At 42.3% G+C, this 22,743-nt stretch carries 32 protein-coding genes; all 32 read right to left on the bottom strand.

The genetic code is table 11. From position 1 onward, the window contains the following. Positions 1 to 50: 50 nt before the first annotated feature. Complete coding sequence (locus MHH25_RS08525; protein ID WP_340019781.1) at positions 51 to 1,613, bottom strand: PH domain-containing protein; 1,563 nt, start codon at positions 1,611 to 1,613, stop codon at positions 51 to 53. Further along, positions 1,610 to 2,107, bottom strand: a complete 498-nt coding sequence (locus tag MHH25_RS08520) for a PH domain-containing protein (RefSeq protein ID WP_340019780.1) — start codon at positions 2,105 to 2,107, stop codon at positions 1,610 to 1,612. The genes MHH25_RS08525 and MHH25_RS08520 overlap by 4 nt, the downstream gene beginning before the upstream one ends. A gap of 297 nt (positions 2,108 to 2,404) precedes the next feature. Continuing rightward, on the bottom strand, positions 2,405 to 2,830 hold the full coding sequence (locus MHH25_RS08515) for a GNAT family N-acetyltransferase (protein ID WP_340019779.1): 426 nt from the start codon (positions 2,828 to 2,830) through the stop codon (positions 2,405 to 2,407). Between the two features lie 180 nt (positions 2,831 to 3,010). After that, positions 3,011 to 3,433, bottom strand: coding sequence for a hypothetical protein (locus tag MHH25_RS08510; protein WP_340019778.1), 423 nt, complete (start codon positions 3,431 to 3,433; stop codon positions 3,011 to 3,013). 103 nt (positions 3,434 to 3,536) lie between these two features. Beyond that, on the bottom strand, positions 3,537 to 4,217 hold the full coding sequence (locus MHH25_RS08505) for a zinc dependent phospholipase C family protein (protein WP_340019777.1): 681 nt from the start codon (positions 4,215 to 4,217) through the stop codon (positions 3,537 to 3,539). 136 nt (positions 4,218 to 4,353) lie between these two features. Further along, positions 4,354 to 5,133: a hypothetical protein gene (locus tag MHH25_RS08500; protein ID WP_340019776.1), complete on the bottom strand. Its 780-nt coding sequence runs from the start codon at positions 5,131 to 5,133 to the stop codon at positions 4,354 to 4,356. Positions 5,134 to 5,240: 107 nt separating this feature from the next. Beyond that, complete coding sequence (locus MHH25_RS08495) at positions 5,241 to 5,399, bottom strand: hypothetical protein (protein ID WP_162158967.1); 159 nt, start codon at positions 5,397 to 5,399, stop codon at positions 5,241 to 5,243. 175 nt (positions 5,400 to 5,574) lie between these two features. Beyond that, the gene (locus MHH25_RS08490) at positions 5,575 to 5,904 is read right to left on the bottom strand and encodes an HIT domain-containing protein (RefSeq protein ID WP_036610365.1); all 330 of its coding nucleotides are present in this window, start codon (positions 5,902 to 5,904) and stop codon (positions 5,575 to 5,577) included. A gap of 17 nt (positions 5,905 to 5,921) precedes the next feature. Beyond that, positions 5,922 to 6,377, bottom strand: a complete 456-nt coding sequence (locus tag MHH25_RS08485; RefSeq protein ID WP_340019775.1) for an NUDIX hydrolase — start codon at positions 6,375 to 6,377, stop codon at positions 5,922 to 5,924. A gap of 46 nt (positions 6,378 to 6,423) precedes the next feature. After that, positions 6,424 to 7,014: an HD domain-containing protein gene (locus MHH25_RS08480; protein WP_340019774.1), complete on the bottom strand. Its 591-nt coding sequence runs from the start codon at positions 7,012 to 7,014 to the stop codon at positions 6,424 to 6,426. A gap of 23 nt (positions 7,015 to 7,037) precedes the next feature. Then, positions 7,038 to 7,877 carry a GNAT family N-acetyltransferase gene (locus MHH25_RS08475; protein WP_340019773.1) on the bottom strand — a complete coding sequence of 280 codons (840 nt, stop codon included), beginning with the start codon at positions 7,875 to 7,877 and terminating at the stop codon, positions 7,038 to 7,040. A 53-nt stretch (positions 7,878 to 7,930) separates the two neighbouring features. Beyond that, a complete protein-coding gene (locus MHH25_RS08470; RefSeq protein WP_036610373.1) occupies positions 7,931 to 8,383 on the bottom strand; it encodes a GNAT family N-acetyltransferase in 453 nt (150 codons plus the stop codon). 40 nt (positions 8,384 to 8,423) lie between these two features. Beyond that, positions 8,424 to 9,317 carry a PhzF family phenazine biosynthesis isomerase gene (locus MHH25_RS08465; RefSeq protein WP_340019771.1) on the bottom strand — a complete coding sequence of 298 codons (894 nt, stop codon included), beginning with the start codon at positions 9,315 to 9,317 and terminating at the stop codon, positions 8,424 to 8,426. Between the two features lie 77 nt (positions 9,318 to 9,394). Beyond that, on the bottom strand, positions 9,395 to 9,937 hold the full coding sequence (locus MHH25_RS08460) for a GNAT family N-acetyltransferase (protein WP_340019769.1): 543 nt from the start codon (positions 9,935 to 9,937) through the stop codon (positions 9,395 to 9,397). Positions 9,938 to 9,963: 26 nt separating this feature from the next. Beyond that, the gene (locus MHH25_RS08455; protein WP_047842172.1) at positions 9,964 to 10,479 is read right to left on the bottom strand and encodes a nucleoside deaminase; all 516 of its coding nucleotides are present in this window, start codon (positions 10,477 to 10,479) and stop codon (positions 9,964 to 9,966) included. Positions 10,480 to 10,574: 95 nt separating this feature from the next. Then, positions 10,575 to 11,144: a phosphoglycerate mutase family protein gene (locus MHH25_RS08450; protein ID WP_340019768.1), complete on the bottom strand. Its 570-nt coding sequence runs from the start codon at positions 11,142 to 11,144 to the stop codon at positions 10,575 to 10,577. Between the two features lie 14 nt (positions 11,145 to 11,158). Beyond that, complete coding sequence (locus MHH25_RS08445; protein WP_047842170.1) at positions 11,159 to 11,650, bottom strand: NUDIX hydrolase; 492 nt, start codon at positions 11,648 to 11,650, stop codon at positions 11,159 to 11,161. Positions 11,651 to 11,870: 220 nt separating this feature from the next. Then, a complete protein-coding gene (locus MHH25_RS08440; RefSeq protein ID WP_340019767.1) occupies positions 11,871 to 12,713 on the bottom strand; it encodes an adenylyl-sulfate kinase in 843 nt (280 codons plus the stop codon). Between the two features lie 59 nt (positions 12,714 to 12,772). Continuing rightward, complete coding sequence (locus tag MHH25_RS08435; RefSeq protein WP_340019765.1) at positions 12,773 to 13,069, bottom strand: hypothetical protein; 297 nt, start codon at positions 13,067 to 13,069, stop codon at positions 12,773 to 12,775. A 310-nt stretch (positions 13,070 to 13,379) separates the two neighbouring features. After that, on the bottom strand, positions 13,380 to 13,727 hold the full coding sequence (locus MHH25_RS08430; protein ID WP_340019764.1) for a hypothetical protein: 348 nt from the start codon (positions 13,725 to 13,727) through the stop codon (positions 13,380 to 13,382). 5 nt (positions 13,728 to 13,732) lie between these two features. Then, positions 13,733 to 14,125, bottom strand: coding sequence for a hypothetical protein (locus MHH25_RS08425; protein WP_340019763.1), 393 nt, complete (start codon positions 14,123 to 14,125; stop codon positions 13,733 to 13,735). 29 nt (positions 14,126 to 14,154) lie between these two features. Further along, the gene (locus MHH25_RS08420) at positions 14,155 to 14,553 is read right to left on the bottom strand and encodes a hypothetical protein (protein WP_340019762.1); all 399 of its coding nucleotides are present in this window, start codon (positions 14,551 to 14,553) and stop codon (positions 14,155 to 14,157) included. 15 nt (positions 14,554 to 14,568) lie between these two features. Then, positions 14,569 to 14,979: a hypothetical protein gene (locus tag MHH25_RS08415; RefSeq protein WP_076252609.1), complete on the bottom strand. Its 411-nt coding sequence runs from the start codon at positions 14,977 to 14,979 to the stop codon at positions 14,569 to 14,571. Beyond that, the gene (locus MHH25_RS08410) at positions 14,976 to 15,422 is read right to left on the bottom strand and encodes a LytTR family DNA-binding domain-containing protein (protein ID WP_047842163.1); all 447 of its coding nucleotides are present in this window, start codon (positions 15,420 to 15,422) and stop codon (positions 14,976 to 14,978) included. Before MHH25_RS08410 ends, MHH25_RS08415 begins: the two co-directional genes overlap by 4 nt. A 171-nt stretch (positions 15,423 to 15,593) precedes the next feature. Next, entirely contained in the window at positions 15,594 to 16,094 is a 501-nt protein-coding gene (locus tag MHH25_RS08405; protein ID WP_340019761.1) for a hypothetical protein, read from the bottom strand. Between the two features lie 25 nt (positions 16,095 to 16,119). Beyond that, on the bottom strand, positions 16,120 to 16,623 hold the full coding sequence (locus tag MHH25_RS08400; RefSeq protein ID WP_340019759.1) for a DUF4188 domain-containing protein: 504 nt from the start codon (positions 16,621 to 16,623) through the stop codon (positions 16,120 to 16,122). A 33-nt stretch (positions 16,624 to 16,656) separates the two neighbouring features. After that, positions 16,657 to 17,109 (bottom strand): hypothetical protein, encoded by a 453-nt coding sequence (locus MHH25_RS08395; protein WP_340019757.1) that lies wholly within the window; start codon positions 17,107 to 17,109, stop codon positions 16,657 to 16,659. A 126-nt stretch (positions 17,110 to 17,235) separates the two neighbouring features. Next, the gene (locus MHH25_RS08390) at positions 17,236 to 17,892 is read right to left on the bottom strand and encodes a hypothetical protein (protein WP_127544709.1); all 657 of its coding nucleotides are present in this window, start codon (positions 17,890 to 17,892) and stop codon (positions 17,236 to 17,238) included. Positions 17,893 to 17,939: 47 nt separating this feature from the next. Next, positions 17,940 to 18,422: a hypothetical protein gene (locus MHH25_RS08385; RefSeq protein ID WP_340019756.1), complete on the bottom strand. Its 483-nt coding sequence runs from the start codon at positions 18,420 to 18,422 to the stop codon at positions 17,940 to 17,942. Between the two features lie 238 nt (positions 18,423 to 18,660). Beyond that, positions 18,661 to 21,381 (bottom strand): YDG domain-containing protein, encoded by a 2,721-nt coding sequence (locus tag MHH25_RS08380; RefSeq protein ID WP_340019755.1) that lies wholly within the window; start codon positions 21,379 to 21,381, stop codon positions 18,661 to 18,663. Positions 21,382 to 21,686: 305 nt separating this feature from the next. Next, on the bottom strand, positions 21,687 to 22,097 hold the full coding sequence (locus MHH25_RS08375; RefSeq protein ID WP_340019754.1) for a hypothetical protein: 411 nt from the start codon (positions 22,095 to 22,097) through the stop codon (positions 21,687 to 21,689). Between the two features lie 24 nt (positions 22,098 to 22,121). Next, positions 22,122 to 22,643, bottom strand: a complete 522-nt coding sequence (locus MHH25_RS08370; protein WP_340019752.1) for a GNAT family N-acetyltransferase — start codon at positions 22,641 to 22,643, stop codon at positions 22,122 to 22,124. Positions 22,644 to 22,743 lie beyond the last annotated feature (100 nt).

Below are 22,743 nucleotides of genomic sequence, written 5' to 3'. Positions count from 1 at the left end.
GAGCAAGCACAGAATAACCTTGTTTGGTCTTCCTGCACTTGCTCTTGCAATTAACGGGTCTGAACATCTTGGGTACGACCCATGTACCATGATTGAAATGATTTGGCCGTATCCAGGGAAATGTCATGTGCCCGATGATGCAGTACTGGCTTGGCGCGGTTTACCGTATGAATGGAAGCCACACCGAACCAACGCTGTAACACATTACGGGTGATCTGCACTTCGATGACTTTCTCACGTTTGGAGATGAAAAGTGTTGACGTGAGCGCACCGGTTCGAAGTTGAATGAAATTCTGATGCAGAATGTATCGGGTATGGAAAAAGTCCATCACTCTGCATGTTGCAATCCACACGAGCAGAATCGCGGAAATCATCCACCATGCATGTTTCTGCCCAAACACCAATGGTTTGAAGTACCACAATAAACCCGTAATTATGATCCATCCCCAACTTGGTTTGAGCAGGCGCAGCCATAGTGATATTCGTGGAAGTTTTTCCATCTCTTGCGTAACCCGATAGGATGGCAGGATTTCCTCAATCAGGGTATAGGCTTGCTTCACAGGCAAGAAGGGATAGAGCGAGTTCACTTCCTGCTCGGATTCTCCCAGACTACCTGCAGTGGTCAGTTCTACTTCCGCCAGTCCAAGCAGCCTTTTCATTGGCGACTGTGTAATTTTCACGGCTTGGACTCGCTCTTTCAGGATTGAAAATGACGTTTGCTCCATCATGCCCTTCGAGATATAGATCCGCTTGGCATCCGAGGTGATCTGGAAATTGCCATACTTTACGAAGGTTCTGACTATGCCCAGAGCAATAGATATGATCAATAAAACTAAAATCATCAAACCGGCAATCCACCAGGAATCAAGCCAGGTTAATAACAAACTCTCCGTTACTTCTTCATCAGGGAAGAAGTCTTTCACCCAGGAATAGAGCGTAGCCAAGACCGGAATCAGTACGAGAAAGCTAAGCGAGGTAAAGGATGCTTTGAATATGTCCTTGCGGGTGGAATGATAATGAACAACCCGTTCCTGTTTTTCTTTTGCAGGTAGAGACATGACTTCATCCGTTATAACAGGTTCGGATTGCGCCTCTCCCTCTTCCATAACCTGAACTGCATCCAACGTATCATGTTCCTCTGTTGCTCCTACTGTTACTGCTTCTTCAGCCATATGACCTGCTACAATCTTCTCCAGCTGTTCCGCTTCGGAAAGTGAAACAACGTGTAACTGAAAGGTAGCATCTTCTCCCTTAATTCCGGTCTCGAATCGAATCGACGTCACCCTGAATAACCGATGAAACAACGTTGTATGACGATTCACATTCTGGACCTTCGTATAAGGTATCGTTCTTCGAGTACGGTTAAACACACCACTATAGATATGAAAGGCTGTATCGTCTGCTGCATAACGCGAGGTGAACCACTTCAGGATAATGGACAGGATACTAATGGAGACACCTACATAAAAAGCGATTCTTCCATAGAATATCCATTGGGACTCCGAGCCCTGACGGAAAACAAACAAAAAAAGGACGATGGCGAACCAATTCTTTACCTGTTTCCACAAGCTCCACAGCATGGTTAATGGATGATGTCGCTTCATATCGATCATTCATCCACCTCATTAATCCGCGCATAGGACGCAATCTGATGACGGAGTGCAAGCGCGACTTCCTCTGGCAATGCGGGGATTTCATGCGATGAACCCATCGTGCCAACCGATACGGAATAGAGTCCATATTTTCGCATTAAAGGTCCCTGATTTGTTGTAACCGATTGCACTTTCGCCATGGGGATGATCTGATGTACCTTGGTTAGCGCCCCACGCTTCAGTTGCAGGAACTCCTCATTCACATCATAGTACCAATGCTTGTATAACCATGAAGGCTGGATGAAAATATCCCACACCGCATAGAGCACAGATATGGCCGTAACGCCCCACAAAATCCATCCAATCCACGTCTTCCATCCATAGATGGAGTCGAGTATTAACAGTACGGCAAAGATCAGGAAACCTATTACATTCCATATGATGGCGCTAATTCTCCACAAGTTTACCGCATGAGGGGACAGCCGTTGCTTGGGTGTATTCCACTGTATTGACATATGTTCACTCCTTTTTTCCTCGGGTACATAAAAACACACATGATACAATGTACGAACAATCGTCCACGATCGATGCAAAAAGATAAAGAGATGACCCCTATACAATACAGGTCGTCATCTCTTTTGTTCATTTCATTTTACTTTAGTGCATGTTCAAAAAGACTGGTTTTCAGTACCGAGAAGATGGGATGAAGCTAGAAATGGAGTAGCGGAGCGTAGGGAAAACTACGTGAGCAACGGACATTTCGGCTGAATTCCATATTCGATGCTGATGATGCCACTAGGCATCCTTCGTAATCAAAAGCGGGCTTTTTGAACAACCTCTATAAAATCCTGTACTTCACACAGCCATACCATATGATCTGTTCCTTCGCCCCAATAGTTGTTCGCCACCACATAGGGTGCACCGAATTTGCGTTGCCACTTCTTCTGTGCGATCTGGTAACCGCTATCCAGGCAGAATTGCTGAATTCCCAGCCGTTGCAGTTCAGTAACCAGTGCGAGAATGAGCGCTGAACCAATCCCCTGACCTTGAACATCGGGCAACACGTACAGGCTACCCAGTTCTCCGATATCGTTCAGCCGGCCCTCTGCACATTCCCGGATCTCCTTACCACACGGTCCATACGAGATTGTGCCTACAATAACATCTCCCATTTTGGCGACGAGGAAAAATACACTTGCTTTGATGTTGTCCTTTGCTTGCAATGCCTTGTGAATCATCGCTTTTTTCTGTGTTATTTCACCCTAAATATCATCCAGAAGCGAGCCTATTCCCTCCTGATCAAATGCTGCGGGAATGGTTGTCTCAAACACCTGATACACTCCATCTGCATCCTATCGCGTCAAAGGTTCAATGGTAATTTTGTCATCCACAGGTTCTTCTCCGTTCCATTTACCTTCTTAATCTGTACGTCGCTGAATCAGTCTTCTTATTTGATTCGAATCCTCAAGAGGAATGCTATATCCAGTGTGCGTGTCTTCATGGTTTACTAACAGGCCTTGCATCTTGGGATCCATTCCTAATGAAAAATCATACCGTGTTATCGAGCTGTCCGCATTTGTTATGCTCAGGTCGTACTGTGTACCATAATTGAGAATACCCGGCAAACGCTCAGCCTTATGTATGGCATCCATCATGATCCGAATCTCGTCAGATCGATCAAACTCAACATCTTGGCATGGTTCCAAAGTGAGGTTTGGATTACAGGTTAAGGTGATCAATAGAGGAAGCCCCTCTTCCACGTTCGATTCATTCGGTTTACTGCACCCTGCAATGAACGTGGCAATGACAAATACGAGCAACACTCCTACATATTTCACCATACTGCGTGCCTCCCTGACTTAGTATTAAATAAACTAGTAATGAGTAGAGAAGTAATAAATACAGTATATAATGAAATGACTCAACTGCACTAACTATCTATATTCATATCAAATTACGTAACTCCGGGTCCCATGAAGACAACAAAGCGATCAGTCGCTCTACGGTCTCTTCCACAAATACCTGAACTCTCTCACCCGTGATGAACTCAGGAGTAATTCCCGGTTCTTCCCCATTAAGAAAAGAAAACGTGTGGTCCCGCCAGCGCACAATCTCATCAGCAGTTAAACGACCCGTCATGTCATAACCTGGTGAACTGTTGAGCACCTGCCATACCTCTTCGCTCCAACTCGAACCTTGATAGAGATTGAAATCGATCTGGTCCGTCTCCTGGTAATATAAACGCGCTAGTTCATCCTTCGATCTGCTACTGCCTGTATGTTGATCTACCTTGTTGACCCGTTCGACGAATTCGGGATGCACACTACGGAACCAGTAATAATCTGTTAGCACATGCATAAAGTATCCTCGCACAAACCACTTCCATCCTTCATCGGTAAGTTGTTGCATATAGAATGAGTAAAGATCCTTCAATTCACCAACGTAATCTCCATCATCTTTTGGGTTGAAATGGGTGTATTCCTTATCATCTCTGGTTGTACCTTCGCGCATATGTATGGAATCTGGGGCGATATTCCCCAGATATAATGAACCTCGATCAGCCTGAATTTGCAGCGAGTCTGCAATCAGATTAGCAATATTGAGATGAACCATAGGTAACGGCATAGAGTTGATCTCCTTTTATCGGGAAGTATTCTACTATACTTAATAAAAAGAAACGATATAACCTACTGGTGCAACGCAGATCACTGGAATAGTGAGACTTCGCTAGGTTCCACCTTTTTTCACCGTAGATGCGTGATTATCCCTGAATTCTCTCCACTTGCATGCGGTCAAACAGCTGCTCCAGATCCGTATGGTACTCCGGGTGCTCCTTCACAAGCAGACTAATGTATTCCGATCCACATTCATAGAATACTAGACGATTAAACGGAGCAGTGTCTCCCATATGGTTGCTTTCCTGCCCAAATTTTGCCCGAATCAGATTCTCAATATAACGCGCGTAACCCTCGTTCCACTCCAACCAGCTCCAATACTCGGCTTGTTCTTCATTTAATGAAGTGAACAACGCCTTTCTAGCTGTCTGTACTTGTGTCAGGTCTTTACTCTTCAAAGCAGACAACAATGAGTTAATCCGCTCCACAACGATTTCATCTTCATACGGAAATTCATAATCCAGTTCCCATGTTACACGCTTCAGCTGGTCCATTTTATGCTTAATTTGAAGACGGTTGACGATCCGCTCATCATATTTCTCATATACATAGCAATGAACATATTCGTGGAACAGATAGACTTTCTGCTCCAGATCTTTGAACGCTGTATCCGTTACAATCGCACACATTCTTCCATCCATATGATGCACCGGCATTGCGGCAAGGCATTCATCTGGAATATATAAATCGTCAGGTACTGTCTTCACCCACTCATACTGCTGCGTTTTGGACGAATAATCATAGATATATAATAAAGCTTCATAGGCTACAACCACTGGATAATGTTCTGCAAACAAAGGATGTAGACTAACCAAGTCTTTCTGAAGCTCGTTTAACTTGTTAATTTGTTCTAGAAAAGCATCCATGTCATGAACCTCTCTTTACTGGAATGATGCGTTAATCATACTAGAATAGGAAAGATAAAACACTGAGAGAAAAATGATAATTCTGTTCGAGTGTGAGATGGTGAACGTTAGAACCGCTCTCCGCGTTTCTCATACAAGTAGATATCCAGTGCCTGAATCCCACGCCGGGCCAGCTTAATAAACAGGATCAGTGCATACACACCCAGTCCGTATAACAACACATTAATCAACATTGCAAATATCGTAACTATAGAACCAACCATCATTATTATTCCTCCTAATTGACCCTTTTAAATATTCACTCCCTATTCTAGCATATTTTTCCTTAGTTCATTTTGGGGTAGATGTAAGAGTTGTTTGGTATGTTTAGTGGTTCAAAACGAAAAAACTTCCACATCCGTATGTGAAAGGTGGAAGTTTTGTAATCCGGTATACAGTTTCCTAAGTTCGCTCACCACTGACTATATGCCAATGCTGATGCTTCGAGTCTTGATAACTGCCCAAGTTAGTTACAATCTTCGATGAGCCTGTCTGAGCTAACAAGTCAGCAGCAATCTTTTTAATGACACGCATCATTTCTAAGAGTAGTTCATCATTATTCTCTTCTTCTTCTGAAATGAGGGACTGGATATGAATCTTGGGAATTACAACAATGTGATGCTTGTAGTAAGGGCGAGTGTGATGATAAGCCATAACGTTATTTGTTTCCATGACAACTTTGACTTGCGTTTTACCACTCAGCACCTCATCACAATAGAAGTCCTGCGTCATAACATACCCTCCTCTTACTAGTTAGTTCTAATATATCCTGCCTTCTTCAACACATATTCCGTAAACGGATTGATCTCAGGGATCGGCTGATTCAGATCAAAATATCGGAGTTCCAGCCCTTCATTATCCATAATGGTTGGGCTGCCCTTGATGCCTGAAGCTTCATAAACAGCCATGACGTTGTAAACTTCATCACCATGTGGGTATTGATAGTACATGTCTTCACCTGAAAAAACGCTATTGAGTTTGTACGATTCCGCTCTCAGTCCGGCTTCTTCATACAATTCCCGCGCAGCTGTTTCCTCCAAAGACTCCCCGGGTTCCATTGATCCCCCAAGTGTCCCCCAATCCAAGCTATCTGTACGTTTTTGCAGCAGTAGGTGACCTTCCTCATTGAAAACGAGTACACATGAGCCCGTCATAATTAAAGGACGCGGGCCTACCAATTTTCTCAGCTCCATGATATATCCCATAGATGCTTCTCCTCCATCTTCAAAGTGCATACGTGAAAACATATCCTCATGATTTGGACAGGATTCCCTGATCCACGGATTTCTGAATAATCTGCTGCGCATACTCCCACAATGTTTCGGAACCGTTCGCAATCTCACGGTTTCTGTTTATCACCTGTTCACTTGTAATGTTATATTTCTGCCACGTATCTCCCTCATTCTGATGATTGTGTATCAGAGGCTGCAACCGATCTAGAGATGAAGCAAATTGTGCTTCAGGAGTCTGCTTTGCTTCAAACTCTAACCATAACTGGAGTAGTTCTTCAGCCTGTTCCTTAGGCAACATACCAAACAGCCGATGAGCCGCTTGGAGTTCACGATCATATTTATCCGTGTGTCCCACCGTATCATAAGCGAATGTATCTCCGGCATCAATCTCGACCAGATCATGAACGAGAAGCATCTTAATGACTTTGAGGATATCCACATCCTTGTTGGCATGACTCTGCAAAACCAAGGCCATCATCGCCAGATGCCAAGAATGCTCCGCATCATTTTCAATTCTCTCACCATGCATAATTCTCGTCTTTCGTTCAATCGTTTTGAGTTTATCAATCTCAATGAGAAATTGAATCTGATCCTGTAATGATTCGCTCACAGCACATCCTCCTTCAGATCCATCTATGTGGATAGATCATACCAGTAAACTCTATAGTTAAAATCGAGTGACATCCCCACACCTTGTGCCAGATGAATTGAGCCTGCATTGTCCGGTGAACAATCCCAATACGGATGTATACCTACACGACTGCATTCTTCCACAAAAGCTTTTGCCACCATCGCACCATAATTCCTTCTTCTGTAGACTTCAACCGTTTCAATATCAACCGCATGTGTCTGATCTGCGATAAATGCCGAAAAGCAAACACTCGCGATATCATCGTTATGCACTGCAATATAGCCAAAGCCATGTTGTAAAAAATAATCTATTTTATTCCAAAAGTGAGAGATTTTATATTTCAGGAATGGAGAATTGTTATATCTTTTCTCTCCTAATAATACTTCATCTATCCTGACAATTCTGACTTTCTCGTCCTGTGAAGCACATATGTCGAGAGGTGCTTGCTGACTTATCAGATTTGGATTCAACTTGAATACATGCTGAATATCACTGGAGATATCTCTTTTCCCGGAGATGTGCCGAAGAACATCTTCCCAGGCTTCGTCCACCACACCAATTTCAACAGCATGAATATGTAAGTTTAATAATTCAGGTTCAATACGTTCCCGCATGTACTCTTTCAATTCATTCAGAAAGGGTTCACTTCGAGAATCTCCGATTAACTGAAAACCAGATTGTCCATGTATCCAAATTAGAGCTGCTGTGATATTCTCTGCATCATCTACATATATTCGTCCCGGATTCAAGCCAGACGCCACCGCCTTGACTTCAATATTCTGACACGAGTCCGTGAGATGTTTTACTTTATGGAATTCATGTTTATTAATCTCGGTAATCATAGGTTCATTCCTCCCGAATTCAAGGCAGAGCCCTAAAACGTGTGTAACCTCTATCAAATCTTATATTCATAGATTCGCGTCTCTTCATCATCAAGCAGGTATCCTTTACCGATATAGGCCCAGTTATTTTTTTCATAATAATCAGTCAGATCAGTACATAAATACAGCTTGTCATACCCTTTTGCTTTCACCTCATTTAATGCATGGGTCTGAAGTTGTCCACCCAGATTCTGGCCCCGATATTCTGGATCAACATGAAGACATGCAAACCAGGGAAAGAGATCCTGCCTGCTATTCAGATCACTTCGCAACAAAGCGTACCCACCGATAATTCGGTCTCCGTCCAACATCACATAAAATCTTGGCACATCACTCTCTGTATCCACAGAACGCTCTATACAATCCCGATAGAAATGGAAGCTTGATTCCGAGCCCCATTGTTTCCAGAAATACTGTACTGCTTCTTGCATCACGTCCGGCTTCTGCCGAATATCAATAATTTGCAAAATGTTAATCTCCCTTCGCGCTTTTTGCTTTCGTATATGATCAAATGTCCAATTCAACATTCAGTTCACGCACAAAAGCAGCTGTCCCCTTCATTCTGACATCCATATCCTCACCATCCCGAATCACACTCACTTGAACCTCTCCATCTCTTCCAATCTCATGCCCTTGCTCTATCACAAACTGTACCTCATCAATCTCCGGTTTCACATAGGTTAAATAATAAGCACCCATCACCCCGGAGGCTGTTCCAGTCACTGGATCTTCCGTCGTACCAGAGTAAGGTGATGAAAAATGTCTGGCATGCATCATCGCATCGGAATCACGAGTTTCGAAACAAAAGGGATGTAGGGAAGCTTTGGGATTCTCAATTAAAATCCCTGGGAACAGGGAAGAATCCGGTTTCATTTTCATAAAAGAGTTCAGTCCACGAATCGGGATTAATACCGTCCAGTTTCCCGTACTTCCATAAACGATTGGCGTAGAAAGGTCAACCTCATCCAGAGTGAGATTAATGGCGCTTACCAGCTTCTCGATATCCCCCTGGAACGGTATAAACTGCGGCTGATCCTGTTTCATTTCCATGTAAATGGTGTCGGCATTGCACTCAAATCGTATGGGTAATGTACCTACATTGGTTTCAATCGTGATTAGCTCTTTGTCACTCAACATCCCACGCGTCTTCAAACCATACAGTGATGCCATTGTGGCATGACCACACAGATTAATCTCATGGCCCGGCGTAAAATAACGTAATCTGACGTCAGCTACTTCAGAATTCAACACAAATACTGTCTCATTAAAACCAACCTTATAAGCGATCTGCTGCATCTCCGTCTCACTGAAATGATCAGCATCAAAAACCACTCCTGCCGGGTTACCTTGACCGGGAACTGTAGAGAAAGCATCATAATGATAGACCGTAATTCTCTCCATGGTTATAACCACCTTTGCCCTAATTTACGAGAAACACAACAGAGCCAACGTAGTCATCTTATTTCCTCCCGTACCTATTAGACTTGCTTAAACTCTCTATCCAAAATCGAGAAAAAATACTGGTCTGTCCACTGATTGTTCCACCATAGTTCTTCCTGGTAGACGGCCTCCCGTGTCATACCCAAATGCTGCATCAGTGCTGCTGAGCGAACGTTTTGTGAATTACACATGCCGACGACCTTATGATCTTGTAACTCTTGAAACGCAAATTGTAACAAAAGACGGGTAGCCTCGCTCCCATATCCGTTGCCTGCGTATTCTGAAAGTACAGCGAATCCAAGTTCCCAGCTTTTTCGGTAATCCACATAACTCCACATCTGAACAATACCAATGGGTGTATCTTCCGGATCATTCAAGCGGCGTATAACAAAATCATAGGCATACGGTTTCTCATCTGCGACAGCAAAATGGCTGCGATATTTCTCGCGAACCTTCTCCTCATCCGTCTCAACAGTTTCCTCAAAGCTCCATATGTTTGCGTCACATTCAAGTTGACATATGAAGTCGAGGTCCTGCTCTGTGACTGTTGTTATTCTTACCTTCTCTCCCACGAATTCCATATGAATTCATCTCCTTTGGATTAGGATCATTGCTTAGGAATCTCCCACTCTGTATTAAGCAAACCTCTACCAATATTCCATTTGGCGAGCAAAGCCCTCTGTCTGTTTTCCAGATCAAGATAGGGTGCTGCAACACAGGATAACGTGTCAAACATATGGATAAAATGAGGCCCTTCCTTGAAACGTCGAAGTCCGCCATATTCTTCATCATCCGCTGCCCATACAATCTTTTTAATACCCGACATTAATATGGTACAAGAGCACATAGGACAAGGTTCACAGGTAGTATAAAGCGTCAAGTCTTTCTTCTTCGAGAATTTCTTCTTCTCTACATCCAGCAAATGTTTTCCTGCCCGACGAATGGCATCCACCTCAGCATGTGCGGTGGGGTCGCAATCCGAGAAAACTCGGTTCCTGCCTTTACTCACGACAATCCCATCCACATCCACGATTATCGCACCAATCGGATACGTTCCTTCAATAAGTGATTGTTCTGCTTCTTCCAGAGCCAAAGTTAAATATTCATAATCCGATAACTTCATTTGAAAGTCCCCCTAAGTACAGTTATAGACCACCTACAAAACAGACTCCTTGTGCAATGTGTAATAGAAGAGATTGATGGAATCACCTTTAATCGTTAAACGTTTCGGATTGTGTACTGCCCGGCTTCACCCAGAAAATCACTTTTGGTTAACTCTTTTTCTCCGAGTAATATCCTGTAGTTCGATATCGTACCGTCATGTGAAATGATAAACGTATTGCCGCTCTGTTGCCTGCACCATTCAAGAAGCTTTTCAGCTAATATCTGGAACCGATCTGCATCCATCTGATTAATACTTTCTTCCCAACAATCCAACCCCAAATTAAGCATTCTTATGTCAGTATACTGATGGCTGAGTTCTTCCTTGGAATAGATCTGATCACAGACGAAAGGAACAAACTCTGGATTCTGAGGAAACATTCTTGGGCCAACCAGTGGGCTGAAGAACGCAAGATTTTTGTTAGGGGTTAGGAGTTGTGCTGTTTCAATAGTACGTTTCGTTGGACTAATCAAAATGACGTCTTCAGGCGCAAAAACCACTTGTTTACGCAACGCTATGACTTGACTTTCTCCCAATTCAGTGAGGCCAGGATGCAGAAAATTTAATTGGTTTGGATAATCCATCAAGTGTTCGCCATGACCATGACGAATAAATGTAATGTCCATAGGCACCTATTCCTCTATTTCTGAATGAAGTGTTTGATGCCTTTTGCATCAAGAAGGTTACTCAGTTCCTCTTTCAAAAACACAGGATATACTTCCATTCGCTCCAGTTCGTCCAAGGAAAACCATTGGAAAATTAACTTACCGTTATCTTCTAAACCTTTGAATTCGGTTTCACTATATAGCTTATGGGCTTCCGGCAATGTGATGAGATAATAAAAGCCAACTTCATGATACTTCAGACCATCATATTCAAAGAAATCTTCACTAACATATGCGAGCCTTTGCGCTTCTACATGAACACCCAGTTCCTCCATCATCTCTCGCACAATAGCCGCTTCTGTTGTCTCGTTTAATTTCACCCGACCTCCGGGCAGATTCCAGAAATCATCCTGTTCTGTCGTATGCAAAAGAACTCTTCCCGCATCCATCACAATACCTGCCACACGGAAGTTGAATTTGTTGTTATTTTGTTCATACGATACATTATTGTTATCTGCAGTGGTCATCTCGCTGACCACCCATCAGCAAATCCGTCTATGAATCCCATGATGAATGAGGGAATGATGAGTACGAGCAATAAAATTAAACTGGCTATGCCCCATCTAAGAATTGCTTTCCGTTTGCTTCGAACACCTATAATAATTAAGATTGCGGTTATTGCAATTAAGGCTACTCCATAAAATGTCATAAAACTGACCTCCGGTATGTATTCGTATTTCATTAAGGTTACTGCAGAATCTTTTCTAGCTTGTGCCTACAAGCCTCGCGGTCATAATCCGAATTATCCAGCCATACCTTATCCATCTGAAGTAACCCATAGATTTCGGACTCCAGCTTCTTTCTTTCCTGCAAAACCTGTACCGTACCCTCAACACCCTGATAACCCTGTGCCTGCCCCAAACCCTGGTTCGTATAGTAATTAATGAATCCCTCTGACCATTCTTTTGGTCTTTCACTAACCGCCTTATCAAATGTATAGGATATATCTTTCTGGTCGATATAGATGAGAAGCGGGTTCAGAGCATGAATGATACACCCAAGTTCCAATACATACTGCACGTTTTGCTCTTTGGATTGATTGCATTTTACAAGACCCATGGTTAGTGGATTCTGGATAAAACAACATTCAAATATCGTGATGCAGTCATCATTCGTGCTTAACACGTTTTGGGAGAAATCTTGCCACTTCCTGGTGATCAGCTTAACATTTTGCTCAAAAGGAATTTCGTAAATATCTCGTCTGAAAATATCCTGTACAATGTGATCGGGAAGCTCTATTCCCCATTGCTCTTTCATCTTACGGTATGGAATCAGGAAGCCTTGATCATAGGCAATCGCATTGCTTTCCAGAACCTCTCTGTAATCTTCATGCGTGCCCAATAAAGCCTCGAAGTCTCCTGCATAATAAAAAGATACGCCCTCGTAATCAGCAGGGTGATCCAGGTTCCCTTCTTGAAATAGTTGTACCTTCTTACCTTGTTCTATCAAAATTTCGGAAACCATCTCGGCAATCGTTGACTTGCCTGAACCCGGTAATCCTTCAATCAGTATTAATCGCCTTGCCATCATTACATCACCCTTTATTTTGTGTGAAGATATGGATCTTCCATGTGTCAGACACTATGTTATTAATCAATATCCGCAATAACCCATTGCGCGTTATCGCCATCTTCTTTCTTTTTCCAAAACACCATCATATTGTTATACTCTTCATTGTTCTCTTTTAACTCGTTAACCGTCACCACTGCCTGAAAGAGCTTCCTTTGCTCCTGTATAGTTATGTCGCTCATGGAAGTAACCTTGAGAACTTTGTATCTTCCCATGCCCGATATAGGAGATTCAGGATCAATCAAACTCATATATGCTTTTTCATCCTTTTCGTATAAATAACGCATACGGGCATTCATAAGTTTGACGATTTCCAATTTGTCCCCTGTATAGTTTGTTTCATCGAAATACTCTGGTGGGATGTCTTCCTTCTCATGGGATGTCGATATTTCTTCATCCTGTTGTGCCTTTTATTTAAATAAAGACTTCCTATGTATGTAAAATTTTCTCTCAAGGTACATCATAACCCATAATGTGGAATTTGCGAATAAACGAAGTTAACCATCTTTATTTCTATCGCATTTCGCGCAAAAAACCACGCTTCTCTGCACGAGTTAAATCATGCAAAGCGCGTGGTTATCAGCAGAACTTTCACTCAACTTTTGTAACTGTCCACAATCAATCTACCTATCTGTCAAATAACATATTCATTATGCCGACCGCTTCAATCTGGATCTCTTTTTCTTCAGTATCCGAGAAAAGGTAACTATATGTTGAAAAAATCCCTATATGCCGTATATGTCCACCTTTAACATGAAGATTCCTTCCCTCACCATCGATTTTCTGCACAAACGTCCTGCCTTCAACCACATTATACGAAGAATGGATGTTATGTTCACTTGCGAGCCATGCGACAAAATCTTCTTCGTTTGGATTGATCATGACAAGAATAACGAACAGAACAACAAGCACAACAATGCCCGCTCTTAGTACAGCGCCCCTCTTGCTACCATGCTGCGTGTTCTCACGCTCCATCCCGTTCACCCCATTTCTTGAACAGAAATCTCTACGTTCTTTGCCAAAACCCAACCACTCAATCCATACGAGGATGAGATCACCATGTACTTGTATTTCTCCTCGATCAGCCGGATTTGCAATTCGTCATAGGAATCATAACTGACAGGCCACCCTTGACCCATCCCCGATTCTAACAACTCTCGATTATAAGGGATAAAATGCTCTATATCCCACTCATCCAGATCCAAAATAATGCTGCCATGCAGCGGTGTATCAAACGTATGGGCCATAACACCAGAGAATAAAACATCCATATTTTTCGATACAGCATGACTTGAACGTGAGCGCATCCTGATTCTTTTGTTCTCTAAATCAACTTCGTAACTTAATATGATGTTGTCATGCAAACTTGGCATAGTCCCCCTCCTTCCAGTGTGCACATATATCAAACACCGTAATATTGTTTATAGTCTGAGACCCATTCCGCTTTGGAAAAATCAACAAAATCATACGGCTCGCACTGTTTAAGGTAAAGCAACTCCTCATGTGCCTGCCCCCCGACCATATTTTCTAGATAAAATAAGGTCTGCTCATATCCCGCACCACATAATAACTGCACATCAATATAACTGCCCGTATCCTGATTCTTTCGTTTGGCTTGCCAGATCAGCGTGGTGTCCTCCACATTTCCAATACAGAATAACATGATGCACAATAGTCTCAGAACCTCGTTATCCTCTGACTTTCGGTTCTCAATCTCTTGCTGAAGCAGCTGTCGGATGGCCTCCCGGTGTACCTCATCAGGTTCCACCCCGTACAACTGCAACAGTTCTTCCTCGTTCATATTTGTTCCCCTTACCTACTTGAGAATGTTGTTTAACTCTTCCGCTTTTTTCCTGCTATCCATTCTAGCATAAAAATAAAAAGCGATGACGTGCAGCACGATAGATAATAACCACATGCCGGGGAACCAGGGAGCGATGAATTGGAACATGTCTACCGAGAATAACCATACCATCGCCATACCTCCTGCAATATTGAATGTGGAAGAAATGACGATATTCCATACCGGTTTTAACGTAAAATAGTTCCACAGTATGTTATACATCATTCCAAACAACAAAGCTGCAATAAAAGCAATACCCGCTATGTTCCATAAATAGGACATCTGAATGGGCAGATCACCAAAGAATATTGTAGCCAAGAACGTGATCCATAGCGTCATTATAGTGAATACTTGAAAAAAAGAATTTCTAAGTTGAGTAATCATGATAATTTCCCCCTAAAGTTTTTAATATAAAATCGGCTGACGAAGTAACTGGAGCTATCGCTCAGGTCTACCTTAATTCGAGCTTGGTCTGTTGCAGAGAATGCGGTGATGTACCGCGTATTGATGATCGTTTGATTATTTATTTTTACAAAATGAAGGTCATCCAGATCCTCTTCTACAAATTTCAGACGTTTATGAAGCAAGTACCTCTCACCTGAGATCACCCGGACACAGCACATCCGATCCTCTGATTCAAAGGCAACCACTGAGCTCAACTGGATCTGTATATTGCGATTATTCTTGGCATGGATGACCGTTAATTGAGTTTCCGATTCACAGATTGCCTTCTGAATACGGTCCCACTTCGACTTCTCCGCAGGATGGGTTATGACCTTGGCTAACCTTTTTTCAACTGTCGTGTCCTCTTCAAAAATGACTTTCATGTGTTTGCCCCTCCTCTCACAACTCATATTACAAGCATAGTTACGGCAATCCCACTGTATTGCGTTTTGTTGCATGATTTTGCAAGTTTGTTGCATCGGTACTGCATAAATACTAAAAAGAACCACTCCATGGGAGCAGTTCTTTTAATATAAGGAGGTGCTACGTTAACCTTACTCAATCTCCAGATACATATTCCGATTTTGCAGGATCATCTCATTCATATGTGTAATAGCTGCTTGCGCCACGGTCTGATAGGTGTCATATAACACCTCTGTTCTCTGAAGCAAGATTGGGTCCTTATCCAGATCTGTTGCCAGCACCTCAAGCCACTCTTCACCCACTTTATTTTTGTCCGTAATGAGACTTTCAATCTGTTCAAGTACATTAACCATCTCATCTAAATAAAAAAAGTGCATCCCATTTTTTATTCCATTCCAGCTTTTGATCTCAATGATGTTATATGCCGAAAACCAATAAAATTCTGCCAGACTTTTCGTGTGATTGTGATAGGAATAGAACAGAAATAAAGCTTGTTGCCCTTCGTGTAACATTCGGTATATCTCTGTTTTGGCTGCCATATCTCTGCCCCGTACCGAAACAAGCATTGGTTCAATACACAGCCAGCTAAGTTGCTTTGAATATATATCTTCTGGTCGAAGTTTAGCCTTCATAACATGCCCCTTTCTTTTTACCTATTTAAGGATTCTCTGGTACTTCCACGGCCGGGTCATTCTCTCCGCCCATTCTGCGTCTGGATGTCTCCATTTTCCCTGTCGAAGGCACATGGTCAGAAGCTTTAGCTAATCCGAATTTGGGCATGTTGGCGTATATGGTCTCGAAGGAACCCGACTGAGCCTTGTATGTTTCATGATATATCCCTACTGTTCCGTCAGTACCAATGGATCGGTTGAATTTTTTCCAAGCTTCCAAGTGTACTCCGCCTCGTGCGTATTTCTCCAATTCATCGTAAGAGCGCCAGTATTGTAGTAGCGTCACCCCACGCCAACTTATAAAATACTCTGTACTCAGAAATCCAGTCTCCGGATTCATATACAGTTCTTTAATCATCGGTCCCATGGACTTAAAGACAGGCAACCATTTGTGTATAGCCCACAGACGATTGATCCTCATTCCGATGATAAAAACAACAAATTCTCCCTCAATCTCAGCGGAATACCTTCCCTTATGTATGTTCGCCATGTCACCCCTCCTTCTCGTCAAAAAATATCGATTTCATCGGATCTGGACAACCCTTCCTATCCGCTCATAGGCATTCAGGGGAAATTCAAAACTCCACCGTTTGTGATATTCCTCCAGTCCCATTTCCTTCATTTTGCTTAGTTCTCTGTAGAACAGCTTGGTCAACTTGACCAGGGTTAACTCCTCGGACATAAGTAATCGCCCCTCTGTAATGGCTTTCGGACTAAAATTATAACTCATCTCATACACCATGAATTGAACGATTACCTGCGAACGTTTCTTGATCCAGAAGCGATATTCTCCAGGTTCGGTCTGCATGGTCATGGTTACCTCCGTCGCTCCTTTGTGCAATGCAACGAATTGACATGCTATCTCATCCACCGCATCCGACAAAAAAGAAACCGGAATCTCAATCTGTTCTCCCTGATCGGGTTGAACAAGAATATCCAGCCATCCGTGCGGTTCAAGTGTCATAACGATGTCCATAGTCATCCTCCTTTATGCAATTCTGTGAAGCAGAATAACTGGAAACCCATTTTCAGATATAACCGCTGTGCCGCAATATTCCCTTCATTTACAGCTAAAATAATCTCATTAATCTTGGGATGCAACTCACAAACGCATTTGTGCAGTGCCTTCATTGCTGCGTAAATCTTCATACACATTCCAACTTGTATACAATTCTTTTAGCGCTAACGCCGTTTTATGTATGAACTCTTCCATAGCTTCCATGGATAACATATTTAAATCACCCAAAGGTTCGTTGTCAGGGTTAACTAAAAACTCAAGTTTCTCTTCTCTATACTGGTACACCTCAGATTCCAGCAATCCGCCTAAATCAAATGCTCTTCCCACATTCAGCTCATTTAACCAATCGTTGGCCCTGTTCCAATTCCGTAAAATCATAAACTCCAGCTTTGTGACATCCTGTGTATACACACTTCTTCCGTTGGGATGGACTTCATATGCAGGATAGATATCGAATGTCCACGCGCGATCCGTATAGATATGGGCGATGTAACCGCACAGATATTGCAGGAATTTGGGATCACTATAAGCTAATTTCTTGTTGGATTCAAAAAATCCTTTAAGTTCTTCGTCTGTTGCGAATCTTCCTGCCTCTGGCATGAGGTGGGTTTTCGCCTTTTCTGTACGAAGATTAGTTCTTACATGGATCGAATCAGGAGCAAGGCTCCCCAATAACAATTCAGGGAATGGTTCGGATATCAATTCGGATGCAATTGCAAAATGTACCATAGGCCAAGGCAATACAAAAACTCCCTTCTTTAGTCAATTGGTCTTAAAAGAGTTAAATTTCATATCCCGAAATGCACAATGCATTTCCCATTTATCTCAGCATACTTTGCCATGTTCGCAAGCTTATGTAATTCGTTGATTAATTCAACTTTGTTGTACACGAGTTTCTCGTAGTAGCCCTTTTGTTCTTCTCCATCAACACAGTAACTCCCTGTAAGAACGATCGGATCAGTCGCATGGCTAAATAGATCCATCCAGGCTCGAATCAGTTGATGAAACTTCAACAACGCATCCTGCTCTTCAATAACGGTTATTCCATAGTTGTTCAGTCCACTACATCTCATACAGGTAGATGGATTCCATGTATCCAACCAGCAAAGGGAATCATAGATGTACGCAATGAATTCGTCTTCCAAGGTCGCATGATTCTTTGTGGTTAATCCACTCCCATGTATCACGCCGTTAGAGTCCCAAGAGTAGGAAGTATAGATATATTCGTTTACTTGCGATTTGTTTTCAATAACAAAATGATGCTTCGACATACCCGCACCTCCGTTACAGTTCCCCATGCTTCAATATCTGTTCAATCCTCTTAATTCATCATAACCCATGTATTGGTAAATGCGAAATCATTTTGAGCATTGAACTCTACCATTTATATTCTACTCTTTTCAGAAAATCAAAAAAGCCTCCACAGTCTTATTCGACAGTGGAGACTCTATTTGCTTCTACACTTTCATCAGAAAAGTCACTAATGAAAATGGTCTTCAAACATAAACATCACGGTGTAGCAGTAATCTCCCCTGTACCAACTATCTGCGTTGCTGGGGCAACATAATTTCCTGCATCATTTCCTGTAAGAGTGTAATTAATCGTTATTACTTTACTGGTACCAACAGCTGCATTATTGTATGTCGCTACAGCATTTACTTGTACGTCATCCCCATAGATCACGTTAGTTAATACTCCTGGTGTTACATTTGCTGCAAGAGTTCCGTCATATACTTTGGAGAGTATTAATGTCGGATCCGTGATCATCAATTGCTTTCTAGTTATTACACCAACTACTTCAATATTCTTTGGTGGAGAATAATTCCTTACTTCTACAGGTGGTCCCAATAGAGTATACGATATAGTTATCTTCTTATTTGTTCCTACATTTTCATTATCATAGACTCCTGAAGCACTTACCGTTACGTCATCCCCAGGACAAATACCTTGTTTATTTTCTCCACAAGATCCTACTCTAGAACCTGCTATTGCAGTTGTTGCAAAGGTTCCATCATACACTTTGAAAGTGGTGATTAGGTCTATGATCGTCCCCGTATCTGCACTAGATTGTACATAAGCAGTGTAGTTCGTATTATTAACCGGAGCAATATATTTGCCACTGTCCGTACCAGCTATTGTGTAAGCCACAGTTACAAGCGCCGAATTAGGCCGGGAAGTTGTATCATATACCACCTCTGCACTCACGGTCACATCCTCACCTGGAACAACCCCAACTAAGGAACCTGAAGATACGACTACCGATGAATCTCCATCTGTCTTCTCAATAACAGTCAACATCGGCTCCCCGATCGTCAACTGTGCGGCTGTAATGGCCCCTGTCTGGGTTGTATAGTTTGAAGGCGCAATATACTTGGCTGCATCTGCTCCGCCTAACGTATAAACTACAGTGATTGTTTTACCTGTGCCTATTATTGCATCATTGTAGGTGGCTGCTGCACTTACGGTTACATGGTCTCCAGCAGCAACCCCGGTTAGTGAATCTGCTATTACTGTAGCCGAAGACGTTCCATCGTACATTTTCTCGGTTGAGAGTACTGGAGCCGAAACGGTTAACTGATTTGTACCAATAACAATCTCTGCCGAAGCCATCGATATATTGTTCGCGAGATCAACGGCATATAAGACATACGTACCTGACACTAAACCCGCTGTACTCATTGTCGTATCTACGTTTGCTGTCACCGACTGCTTCTTGCCAAACAACCCTGCAACAGATTGGTTTAGACTAGTGATTGTTTTTGGTGTTGCGGAAGGAACCAAATACAGATACCCATTTTCATTGCTTCTACCCACCACAGGATCTCCACCTGCAATATGACCACTCGTTACATTGGACAGAGTAGGAGCGATTGTATCCGTTCCTCCAGTGGAAGGTGAAGTCACAGGAGCAGTTGGAGTAGCTGGAGTCACTGTATTTATGACTTTATCCAACAGTCGAATTGTAGTTTCAAAAGTCGTACCACCTTTAGCAACGGAACTCAGCGTCACCTTTTCAATAGTACCCGTGCCTAGAATTTTAGCGACTGCATCTAAGAAAAGGTTTACAATCGTTGCATCCGTGCCTAAGTTAAGAGTCGTCCCCGTTGCTGTAACTGCTACGATAACGTCCTTAATACGGCCTTCAGGAATATCCACCTGAACCCCACTGCCTTTAATGATTAAGGAATCAAATGTTCCTTTCAAACCTACTTTTGAACCCGCAGGTAACCGCTCGGATAATGTAATCTTGCCGAAGCCATTCCCCGTAATATCCGTTTCTTGTAGCGTAGCAGGGGAGTGAATGGTTACTTCTCCAACTGTCGTTGAACCTTCTACAATAATGAGAACAGGTCCTTTTTTCTTATCAACGATAAGGGTAGATGTTACGGTATTTTTTAAATAGATGGTACTAACGCCCCCACCTTCTACCCGAGTCACACCTTTGATCGTAACATTCGTAAGGTGTACATCTCCTTCTTCGATACCTTCACTAAATAATAGATTCCCGTTAATGATCATGTTCTTCAATGTAACCCCAGCCGCGCTAATGAGCACATCCCCATCAATGGTCTGCGTTCCCGCCTCAGGGCCATATGTTCCAGCTAAGCTGTAATCCGTTGCTCTTGCATTCACTGAACGATCCAGCGCAACGACAGCTTCAGCACGAGTGATCGGTTTATTCGGATTGAAGTTATTATCGTAGCCCTGTAAAATCCCTTTAGCTACAGTAGCATCCACCGAATTTTTAGCCCATGAGGCTATCGTATTCGAATCCGTAAAGTGATCTCCAGTACTAGCTTCATTCGATAGATCCAGAAGATCATCGATAATAACTGCAACTTCTTGTCTACTAATGGGTTTATTGGCACCGATTGTACCGTCCCTATAACCCTTTATATATCCAGCCTTTACAGCTTTGGAAACCTCAGCATATGCCCAGTTAGATGAATTAACATCCTTGAAGGATACAGATGCTGTGTCAGTAAATCCATATGAACGATTAACCAATGAGAAAAATTCTGCTCTTGTTATAGTATTGTTCGGTTTAAAGCTGCCGTCTTCATAACCATGAATAAAACCTTTGTCGATCCATTTCGTAATTTGACTTTCTGCCCAGTTTCCCTCGATGTCTGATGCCGAAGATTCGGCGGCACCAAATACTACATTAAACGATGAAAACAACATAACTGTAATCAATAGAGTGGTCACAAGCTTTTTAGCACAATTCATGATATTAGTCCTCTCACTCATAGTATGATTACTGGATCTTATTCGCTCAACTTATCACAAAGATCAGCAATAGTATACATAAAATACTGACCATGAAATATGGCTACAAAACCCAGTCTGTTAAAGAGTTTGGAGCCCAACTTTCGGTGCATACAGTATACATTTTTTCTACTCCTCCCTATCACATCAGAACTGAAATATAACAAAAAAAAGGACACCTCGTTGTCGTATCCATAGGTATCCTCGTTTATTAAATTAGGTAGTAAACTAAAATGCTGAATCACTAGTTTCCTCAATTCTCACATTCATAAAATCCTTCGTCTACTCAGAAACGCTGTTCCTTCTTCTCGGTACATCTCTATAGATTCATTGGTCACATGATCATGCCTCAGTGCTCCCATATAATCTGTTCCAGGTTTGTTCGATCTATAATCTGAATCAATCGTGTAAATATTGAAGTGCACCTCATCTTCATCCTCTGACACATCTGTTATATCAAAAAGTGAAATCACTTCATCTTTACCGAGAAACCTAAACGGACATTCCTGATGCTCTATAATATAAAATGGATATGTGATATTCTCTATTTGAATGAATTCATGGTACACCTTAAGCTCATCAGGTATGAGATCCATGTACTGCCTAGCTACCTCTTCTGCCTGGAATACACCTGAGACCCACTTCGAACTCCCTTTGGTTGCTACGATAATGAACATACTAATCACCTTCTAATTTAAATATTATTTCTCTCTTTCACGTACAAAAGTCTGAGACAAAATCTGGTGGATACCAGTGATGTTGTCAATCTCAATGTTATATTCAGACTCAGTGTATTCAATCTGATGTTGCTCATAATATTTTTTCCAGAATGAAACTGCTGTCGCATTGTTAGCGAACTGTTCTACTTTGAATGTACCCTCAAATTGAGCAAAAACCAAGTCAACCGTTTGTGTTGCCAGCCCCTGTCCGCGATACTTTTTGACCAGGAACAGCTCTTGCACGGTATAATCCACACCTTCCGGCACATATGGAGGTGAGCAGACCAGTACGAATCCAATAACCTTTCCTTCATACTGAATCAAAAACGGATGTAATTCATCGCGTTCCAGATATAGATAGGTGTTCGTTGGATCATATTTCCCCTCTTCAAGTAGATCCTCGCCAGAAAATTCGGACAGATCATATAAGTACAAGTTGTACAGGTTGAAGAACAATTCCTTTTGTTCTGCCAAAATACTCGTAATTTGTACATCCATCTTCATTGCACATCTCCCTTAGTTAATGAGTTGGCTAGTGGTCCATACATGACATTACCGATCTCCACAACGAGTTTGCTGTGCCCTGTTCTCAATATATTCTTTC

Source organism: Paenibacillus sp. FSL H3-0457 (genome assembly GCF_037981725.1).
GTDB classification, from domain to species: domain Bacteria; phylum Bacillota; class Bacilli; order Paenibacillales; family Paenibacillaceae; genus Paenibacillus; species Paenibacillus amylolyticus.
The sequence above is the reverse complement of the archived record's forward strand: the minus strand, read 5'-3'. Positions and strand labels throughout refer to the sequence as shown.

Coding starts and splice junctions, on each gene's coding strand:
- MHH25_RS08395 (WP_340019757.1), bottom strand. CDS start 17,109: ATGGACATCGTTATGACACTTGAACCGCACGGATGGCTGGATATTCTT.
- MHH25_RS08400 (WP_340019759.1), bottom strand. CDS start 16,623: ATGGCGAACATACATAAGGGAAGGTATTCCGCTGAGATTGAGGGAGAA.
- MHH25_RS08430 (WP_340019764.1), bottom strand. CDS start 13,727: ATGGAGCGTGAGAACACGCAGCATGGTAGCAAGAGGGGCGCTGTACTA.
- MHH25_RS08450 (WP_340019768.1), bottom strand. CDS start 11,144: ATGGACATTACATTTATTCGTCATGGTCATGGCGAACACTTGATGGAT.
- MHH25_RS08485 (WP_340019775.1), bottom strand. CDS start 6,377: ATGGGATATATCATGGAGCTGAGAAAATTGGTAGGCCCGCGTCCTTTA.
- MHH25_RS08385 (WP_340019756.1), bottom strand. CDS start 18,422: ATGTCGAAGCATCATTTTGTTATTGAAAACAAATCGCAAGTAAACGAA.
- MHH25_RS08445 (WP_047842170.1), bottom strand. CDS start 11,650: ATGACCACTGCAGATAACAATAATGTATCGTATGAACAAAATAACAAC.
- MHH25_RS08520 (WP_340019780.1), bottom strand. CDS start 2,107: ATGTCAATACAGTGGAATACACCCAAGCAACGGCTGTCCCCTCATGCG.
- MHH25_RS08525 (WP_340019781.1), bottom strand. CDS start 1,613: ATGATCGATATGAAGCGACATCATCCATTAACCATGCTGTGGAGCTTG.
- MHH25_RS08510 (WP_340019778.1), bottom strand. CDS start 3,433: ATGGTGAAATATGTAGGAGTGTTGCTCGTATTTGTCATTGCCACGTTC.
- MHH25_RS08420 (WP_340019762.1), bottom strand. CDS start 14,553: ATGAACGAGGAAGAACTGTTGCAGTTGTACGGGGTGGAACCTGATGAG.
- MHH25_RS08515 (WP_340019779.1), bottom strand. CDS start 2,830: ATGATTCACAAGGCATTGCAAGCAAAGGACAACATCAAAGCAAGTGTA.
- MHH25_RS08505 (WP_340019777.1), bottom strand. CDS start 4,217: ATGCCGTTACCTATGGTTCATCTCAATATTGCTAATCTGATTGCAGAC.
- MHH25_RS08425 (WP_340019763.1), bottom strand. CDS start 14,125: ATGCCAAGTTTGCATGACAACATCATATTAAGTTACGAAGTTGATTTA.
- MHH25_RS08440 (WP_340019767.1), bottom strand. CDS start 12,713: ATGATGGCAAGGCGATTAATACTGATTGAAGGATTACCGGGTTCAGGC.
- MHH25_RS08475 (WP_340019773.1), bottom strand. CDS start 7,877: ATGATTACCGAGATTAATAAACATGAATTCCATAAAGTAAAACATCTC.
- MHH25_RS08375 (WP_340019754.1), bottom strand. CDS start 22,097: ATGTTCATTATCGTAGCAACCAAAGGGAGTTCGAAGTGGGTCTCAGGT.
- MHH25_RS08415 (WP_076252609.1), bottom strand. CDS start 14,979: ATGATTACTCAACTTAGAAATTCTTTTTTTCAAGTATTCACTATAATG.
- MHH25_RS08405 (WP_340019761.1), bottom strand. CDS start 16,094: ATGAAGGCTAAACTTCGACCAGAAGATATATATTCAAAGCAACTTAGC.
- MHH25_RS08495 (WP_162158967.1), bottom strand. CDS start 5,399: ATGATGGTTGGTTCTATAGTTACGATATTTGCAATGTTGATTAATGTG.
- MHH25_RS08490 (WP_036610365.1), bottom strand. CDS start 5,904: ATGACGCAGGACTTCTATTGTGATGAGGTGCTGAGTGGTAAAACGCAA.
- MHH25_RS08455 (WP_047842172.1), bottom strand. CDS start 10,479: ATGAAGTTATCGGATTATGAATATTTAACTTTGGCTCTGGAAGAAGCA.
- MHH25_RS08370 (WP_340019752.1), bottom strand. CDS start 22,643: ATGAAGATGGATGTACAAATTACGAGTATTTTGGCAGAACAAAAGGAA.
- MHH25_RS08410 (WP_047842163.1), bottom strand. CDS start 15,422: ATGAAAGTCATTTTTGAAGAGGACACGACAGTTGAAAAAAGGTTAGCC.
- MHH25_RS08380 (WP_340019755.1), bottom strand. CDS start 21,381: ATGAATTGTGCTAAAAAGCTTGTGACCACTCTATTGATTACAGTTATG.
- MHH25_RS08460 (WP_340019769.1), bottom strand. CDS start 9,937: ATGGAATTCGTGGGAGAGAAGGTAAGAATAACAACAGTCACAGAGCAG.
- MHH25_RS08500 (WP_340019776.1), bottom strand. CDS start 5,133: ATGGATGCTTTTCTAGAACAAATTAACAAGTTAAACGAGCTTCAGAAA.
- MHH25_RS08465 (WP_340019771.1), bottom strand. CDS start 9,317: ATGGAGAGAATTACGGTCTATCATTATGATGCTTTCTCTACAGTTCCC.